A 7043-nucleotide genomic window follows, 5' to 3' on the forward strand; every position below is an offset into this window, starting at 1 on the left:
TCGGTCCAGTTCGGGTGTGGCGGCATCAAAATTCACTTTGGCAGGCGAACATCCATCTATGCCTTCTGAATCGAACCGGCCTGCGACCGTGCGCAGGAGTGCGGGGATCACGGACCGAGGTGTGACTGTCCGTGACGACGCGCTCGTCGGACAGATCATCACGCCCCTGCGCCGCTACATCCCCGTGGGGTGGTTCGACTGGGAGCCGTACGGGAAGCGGCCGAGGAGCTGGTGGCCCGACCTCTTCATGTTCCTGGGGTTCCTCGCGCTCGCGTTCTTCGTGAGCTACCCGTCGTGGCTCGTGCGCCTCGACGTGGAGGTGCGCCTGTGGGCAGTGGACGCCAACGACCTCGAATGGCTCACCGCGATCGCCAAGGGCGGGGCCGAGTTCGGCCAGGCCCGCACGGTCGCGACGGTCACGCTGCTCATCGCTATCTGGTGCGCGCTCCGCTCGAGATCGATCCGGCCGCTGCTGATGTACGTCATCTCGTTCATCACCCTGGCGAGCATCCTCGGCCTCAAGCACCTGCTGGGCCGCCCGCTCTCGCAGCACCCGTTCAAGCTGCTCCAGGTCTCCCCCGAGGGGCCGCTGCTGTTCACCTACCACCCCGAAGGCGGCGGCAACATCGTCGACGCGACGGCGTTCCCGTCGGGGCACGCCGTGAACTCGATCCTGCTGTTCGGCCTCATCGTGATGCTCATCGGCCACGTGATCCCCGCGTGGGCCCGCTGGGCGCTGCTCATCGCCCCGCCGGTCATCGTCTTCAGCTCGCAGGTGTACCTGGGCCAGCACTGGCTCACGGACGAGCCCGCGGGGTTCCTGCTGGGCCTCATCATCATCCGCAGCGCGAAGCGCGTGCCGTGGCACACGATCCCGCTCGGCCCGCTGTCGGTGTTCGACCCGGCGACCCGCCGCACGATCCTGATCTCGGTGCTGCTCATCCTCGGCGTCATGCTCACGCCGACCCTGCACCTGATCCCGGCGCTCATCTCGGCCGCGGTCCTGCCGACGCTCGGCCTGATCTGGCTGTGGCTGAGCACGAAGGCGAAGCAGCACCGGGAGGCGCTCGAAGCGGCCGAACTCGATGCCGCCCTCGCCAGGGAGACCGCGGGCCAGGGTCCCGAGGGGGACCCTGAGATCCCTAGCCAGCCGTCAGATAGGCGCCCGAGAGCTTGACGCCGCCGTCGCCCTCGGCGACCTCGCCGATGGTCCAGGCCTCGACGTGGCGGGCGGTGAGCACCGCCAGCGAGCGGTCCACCTGGTCGGGCGCGACGATGGCGACCATGCCGATGCCCATGTTGAAGGTCCGCTCCATCTCCTCGGCGCCGATGCCGCCGATGCGCTGCACGACGTCGAACACGGGGTTCGGCGTCCAGGTGCCGCGCGCGACCTCGATCTGGAGGCCTTCGGGGACCGACCGCACGAGGTTCCCGGCGATGCCGCCGCCGGTGATGTGCGCGAAGGCGTGCACGTCGCACTCCTTGGCGAGCTCGAGGCAGTCCTTGGCGTAGATGTGGGTCGGGGTCAGCAGCTCCTCGCCGAGGGTCCGCTGGTTGCCGAACTCCGGCACGACGGTGCCGAGGTCCATCTTCCCGACGCCGAACAGGGCCTCGCGCACGAGCGAGAAGCCGTTGGAGTGGACGCCGGAGGCGCGCATGGCGATCGCGACGTCGCCGGGCTTGACGCGCTCGGGGCCGAGCAGCTGGTCGGCTTCGACGACGCCGACGCCGGTGGCGGAGATGTCGTAGTCGTCGGGCTTCATGACGCCCGGGTGCTCGGCGATCTCGCCGCCGATGAGCGCGCAGCCGGCGTACCGGCAGCCGTCGGCGATGCCCGCGCCGATGTCGGCGATCTTCTCCGGCACGACCTGGCCGGTGGCGATGTAGTCGAGGAGGAACAGCGGCTCGGCGCCGCAGACGACGAGGTCGTCGACGACCATCGCGACGAGGTCGATGCCGACCGTGTCGTGGATGTCGAGCTTCTGGGCGATCACGAGCTTCGTGCCGACGCCGTCGGTGGAGGAGGCGAGCAGCGGCTTCTTGTACTTCTCGGTGTCGAGCGCGAAGAGCCCGGCGAACCCGCCGATGCCGCCGACCACCTCGGGCCGGACGGTCTTCTTGATCAAGGGCTTGAGGGCGTCGACCGCCCGGTCGCCGGCGTCGATGTCGACACCCGCGGACTGGTAGGAGATGGTCCTCGGAGTGGTGGTGCCGCTGCTCACGCTGTGGTCCCTTCCCGCACTTGCGTGCTCGCTTCGGTCGATCGCTGGACGCCCGGCTTCGCTGCCTGCGGCGTTTCCATGAGGTGCTTGCCGATGAGGTCGGAAGCGGGCAGTTCGATGGGGTACTGGCCGTCGAAGCAGGCCATGCAGAGCCGGGACGCGGGCTGCTCGGTGGCGCGGACCAGGCCGTCCATCGAGACGTACCCGAGGGAGTCGGCGCCGATCTGGGCGCGGATGCCGTCGGTGTCGAGCGATCCGGCGATGAGCTCGGCGCGTGTGGCGAAGTCGATGCCGTAGAAGCACGGCCATTTGACCGGCGGCGCGGAGATGCGGATATGGACCTCGACGGCGCCCGCTTCGCGGAGCATCCGGACGAGGGCCCGCTGGGTGTTGCCGCGCACGATCGTGTCGTCGACGATGACCAGGCGCTTGCCCTTGATCTGGTCGACGAGCGGGTTGAGCTTCAAGCGGATGCCCAGCTGCCGCAAGGACTGCGAGGGCTGGATGAAGGTGCGGCCCACATACTGGTTCTTGGTGAACCCCTGGCCGTAGGGGATCCCGGACTCTTCGGCGAACCCGATCGCGGCGGGGATGCCGGACTCGGGGACGCCGATCACGAGGTCCGCCTCGACCGGGTACTCGCGGGCGAGGGTGCGGCCGACCTCGACGCGGGTGGCGTAGACGTTGCGCCCGGCCAGTTTCGTGTCGGGGCGGGCGAGGTAGACGTACTCGAACAGGCAGCCCTTGGGTTCGGGGTTCGCGAAGCGGGTCGAGCGCAGGCCGTGCTCGTCGATGGTGAGCAGCTCGCCGGGCTCGACCTCGCGCACGAAGTGGGCGCCGATCGTGTCGAGCGCGGCGGTCTCGGAGGCGACGGCCCAGCCGGAGGCCAGGCGGCCGAGGACGAGCGGGTGCACGCCCTGCGGGTCGCGGGCCGCGTACAGCGTGTTCTCGTCCATGAAGACCAGGCAGAACGCGCCGCGCAGCTGCGGGAGCACCCGCTCGGCGGCCGAGGCGACGGACTCGTCCGGGTGCGCGGCCAGGAGCGCGGTGATGAGGTGGGTGTCGGAGGTGGTGGTGCCCATGTCGATGCCCAGCCGGTCGACCTCCTTGAGGAGGTCGGCGGTGTTCACCAGGTTGCCGTTGTGCGCCAAGGCGATCGCGGTGCCCGTCGAGGTCGACCGGATGGTCGGCTGGGAGTTCTCCCAGGTGGGGGCGCCGGTGGTGGAGTAGCGGGCGTGGCCGATGGCCAGGTGGCCCTGGAGCGGGGCGAGCGTGGACTCGTCGAAGACCTGGGCGACGAGGCCGAGGTCCTTGTAGACGACGGTGCGCGCCCCGTCGGAGACGGCGATGCCCGCGGCTTCCTGCCCGCGGTGCTGCAGCGCGTAGAGCCCGAAGTAAGTGAGTTTCGAGACCTCTTCCCCGGGGGCCCAGATGCCGACGACGCCGCAGGCGTCGCGGGGGCCGGGATTGTCGGGATCGAGTTCCGTGGTGAGTCGACCGTCACCTCGGGCCACTGCAACTCCTCAGTTTGCTGGGCTGATTCGATGGCACACGAGCTGCGCCGCCGAATACACCGATGGCCTGCAAGCTTCGCCATCTGGCGGAACCGCCACCCACAGTCTATCGGACCTGCGGGAAGTCGCCACCGTCCAACAACGGCGGGTGTGGGCCGGACCCCTCGCAGACGAGGTGAAACTCACCGCATAACGGCTGAGGAAGGCCGGTTTCACCCGGGCGCAGGCGAACACGGACCGCCGACGTCGGACCCCTGTGGGAGGGTCGTCTCATTGCTTCGGTCGGTCGGAGGTGGATGCGGGTGGGAAGCGGCATGCCCTACGCCCGCCCCGCACCACGCGGGAACGCGGTACACGAAACGCCGTGCCGGGCGAGGCCGGGCACGGCGTTTCGATGTCTTCGTCCAGCGACCGGCTACCAGGAGCGCGGCCGGTCGTCCCACTCGCCCCAGTTGCGGCGGTCGGTGGGCTTGGAGTCCGGGTCCTCGCCCTCGCGGTTCGGCTCTCCCCCGTACGGCGCGGCCGGCGGCTGCGCCTGGTCGCCGTACTGCGGCATCGCGCGCGTCGCACCGTACTCGCCCGTCGGCGGCGGCGGCTGCTCCTGCGGCGCGTACGGGTCGCGGCGCAGCGACTGGTTCGGGTACGGGTCGTTGCTCGGCGGCGCGCTGCGCGGGGCGCTCGGCGAACCGTGCGCGCCGTAGCCCTGCTGGCCGCCCTGCGGCCCGTAGCTCTGGCCGTACTGCGGGGCGCTCGGCGAGCCCTGCGGCCCGAAGCCCTGGTCGCGCGGCGCGCTCGGCGCCCCGTAACCCTGGTCCTGCGGCGCGTTCCCCGGATGCTGCGGCTCGAACATCGAACCGGTTGACGGCGGCGGCGTGGGCGCCGGGTGCGGACGCGTCGAGGCGGGATCGCCGTACGGGCTCGGCGACTGCCCCTCGAACGACCCTGCCGGGGACGGCCCCGGGTGCGGCCGGGTCGCGGCCGGGTCGTACGGGTTCGAAGGCGCGGCCGGGCTCGGCGGCGCCGACGGGGCCGCGTGCCGCGAACCCGCGTCGCCGTAGGGACTCGGCGGCGCGGCAGGCGGCGGCGAGCCGAGGTTCGCCTGCGGCATGATCTGCGTGGCGTCCGAAGCGCCGGGCCCGCCCGGCTGCTTGACGACCGGGAGGATCGTGGTGCCGTCCGGACCGACCTGGCCGCCGGGCATGCCCGGCGCGGCGCCGAAGCCGCCCTGCGGCATCACCTGCGTCGAATCCGAACCGCCGTAAGCGGGACCGAACTGGGTCGGCGCGGCCGGGCTCCCGCCGACGAGACCGCCGGGATGGATCATCGTCGGCGCGTCGGCCTCCGGTCCGGGCGCGGCCTGGTAGACGCCGGGCGTCCCGACCTGGGCCGCGGTCGGCTTGTGGTCCGGCGGGGCGTCGGGCGAGAAGCTCTCCCCGTCGTCATCGTCCTTGTCCTTGCCGCCGCGCAGCAGGAAGAAGATGCCGACGATGCCGCCGATCACCAGCAGCGCGCCGATGACGATGAGGAAGATCAGGGTGCCGGACATCCCGCCGTCGTCGGCCGGGGGCTCGCTCGGCTCCGCCGAACTGGTCGGCGCCGCCTCGGTCGTCGCCTCGGGCGTCGGTTCGGCCTCCTGGACCTGAGCGAGCGTGATGTTCATCTGGAACGTGGCGCTGCCCTCGCGCACGGTGAACTCTTCGGTCTTCTCCTCGAAGCCTTCCGCGGTGATCTTCAGCGTCATGTCGCCGGGCGCGATCGGTTTGGAGGCGTCGCCGGTGAACTCGTACTTGCCGGAGCCGTCCGTGGTGGCCTCGTGATCGTCGCCCTCACCGTCGGTGAGTTCGAGCTTCGCGTCCGGCACCGGTTCGGCGTTCGAGGTGACCTCGCCGCTGATCGAGGAGACCGTGGAGACCGTGGCCGTGCCGACCACGTTGAGGCCGCTGGACTGGCTCTGCCCCTCGAAGTCGACCGTGAAGTTCCCCGAGACCTGCTCGCCGTTCGGCAGATCGGACTCGGTCACGGTGGTGACGGTGAACGAGACGGTCCGCTGCCCGCCGGGCTCGACGTTGTCGCACTTCGCCTTGTCCGCGTCCTCGCGGGCGCAGAAGCCCTGGCCGCCGTCGTTGTCGATCGCCATCACGTAGTCGTTGAGCCCGTCGACCTTGGCTTTGATCGTGATGTTCTTGGGCTGCACGGGGTTGTTGTTCTGGACCGTGAAGGAGATGACGGTGGTCTGACCGCCGATGGCCACCGGGTTCGGGTTGAACGATCCATTGAACCAGCCGCCGACGTCCTGGGCCACCGCCGCCTGCGGGAACGCGAGGATGCCGAGGAGGACGCCGCCCGCCGCGGCGAGGCCGGCCAGGCGTGACCGCAGGCCACCCCGTCCGCCGCGCCGGGACCGCAGGACGTTAGTCTGGGTCCCGCTCGGTTCGGCCGCTACGGTCATCTACATCCCCTCCTGGGCATGTGCCATCCGGCGCTGCTCGCGGCGATCTGCCACGGGCAGGCACGACGAACCCACGGAAGCGGGCCATCGTCGCCACTATGCCTGGTCTCAATTCGGTCACGGGACCGGGGTGCAGGCACTGCGGCAACCATATGGCGCTCGGGCGACCGAGCGCGCAGTGGTCTGAGCACACAAATTGCGGAGGCACGCCCATTCGGCGACGTGCCGTAACGGCAGTCTAACGTGGTACGGAGGTCTCCTCGTGGATGCTGTGGTCGATGCCATGGCCGCGATCGACAACGGTGAAGCCCCCGATCGGGAGACCCTCAAGGGCGCCGTGCGGGAGCTCCTCCAGGCGCTGGCGGCGAAAGCCCCTGGTCACACCGTGGAAGTGCGGGTCCCGCCGTACGGTGCGGTGCAATGCGTCGAAGGTCCGCGGCACCGCCGCGGCACGCCTCCGAACGTCGTGGAATGTCAACCGCTCGTGTTCCTCCTCCTCGCCACCGGCCGCACCGCATGGCAGGAAGCGGTCGCGACCGGCAAGGTCGCGGCCTCGGGCCAGCGCGCCGACCTCAGCCGACTGCTCCCGATCGCGACGCCCGGGGGCGAACCCCTGGGCGAGTAGCCCCGACACCTCTTATACGGCGGGCTCGATTCACGTTCCCTCGGTTTCGGCGCGCCGGCCGCGTTGCCGGCGGAGACCGCTTCAACTTCCCTTCAGGTCGCTCCCGCTACTAATCCGGAACTGTGAAGTTGGGTTCTGGGTGTTGATGCGAGAATGCTTGCATGGCAAAGGGAAAGCCGCGCGCGAGTGCGGAGCTTCGGGCCAGGGCACTGGAGATGAAAGCAAGCGGGCAC

5 protein-coding genes are annotated in these 7043 nt (G+C 70.3%); 2 read left to right on the forward strand and 3 right to left on the reverse strand.

Annotated elements, in window-relative coordinates; all coding sequences use genetic code 11:
- Positions 1–121: 121 nt before the first annotated feature.
- Complete coding sequence (locus JHY01_RS24990; RefSeq protein WP_205328439.1) at positions 122–1177, forward strand: phosphatase PAP2 family protein; 1056 nt, start codon at positions 122–124, stop codon at positions 1175–1177.
- Here the strand turns inward: JHY01_RS24990 and purM are convergent.
- From purM to JHY01_RS25005, 3 genes are all read right to left on the reverse strand, one after another.
- Positions 1143–2264 (reverse strand): phosphoribosylformylglycinamidine cyclo-ligase, encoded by a 1122-nt coding sequence (gene purM / locus JHY01_RS24995; protein ID WP_374199600.1) that lies wholly within the window; start codon positions 2262–2264, stop codon positions 1143–1145. The genes JHY01_RS24990 and purM overlap by 35 nt on opposite strands.
- Positions 2219–3736, reverse strand: a complete 1518-nt coding sequence (purF, locus tag JHY01_RS25000) for an amidophosphoribosyltransferase (protein WP_205328441.1) — start codon at positions 3734–3736, stop codon at positions 2219–2221. Before purF ends, purM begins: the two co-directional genes overlap by 46 nt.
- Positions 3737–4151: 415 nt before the next feature.
- Positions 4152–6185 carry a carboxypeptidase regulatory-like domain-containing protein gene (locus JHY01_RS25005; RefSeq protein ID WP_205328442.1) on the reverse strand — a complete coding sequence of 678 codons (2034 nt, stop codon included), beginning with the start codon at positions 6183–6185 and terminating at the stop codon, positions 4152–4154.
- A 283-nt stretch (positions 6186–6468) separates the two neighbouring features.
- Here JHY01_RS25005 and JHY01_RS25010 point away from each other — a divergent pair, with 283 nt between their 5' ends.
- Positions 6469–6810: a sterol carrier family protein gene (locus tag JHY01_RS25010; protein WP_205328443.1), complete on the forward strand. Its 342-nt coding sequence runs from the start codon at positions 6469–6471 to the stop codon at positions 6808–6810.
- The last annotated feature ends 233 nt before the right edge of the window (positions 6811–7043 follow it).

The organism is Glycomyces sp. YM15 (assembly GCF_016918015.1).
Lineage (GTDB): Bacteria > Actinomycetota > Actinomycetes > Mycobacteriales > Micromonosporaceae > Glycomyces.

What these genes read in the sequence shown, in the direction of transcription:
- JHY01_RS25005 (WP_205328442.1), bottom strand. Translation starts at nt 6,185, where the DNA reads ATGACCGTAGCGGCCGAACCGAGCGGGACCCAGACTAACGTCCTGCGG.
- JHY01_RS25010 (WP_205328443.1), top strand. Translation starts at nt 6,469, where the DNA reads ATGGCCGCGATCGACAACGGTGAAGCCCCCGATCGGGAGACCCTCAAG.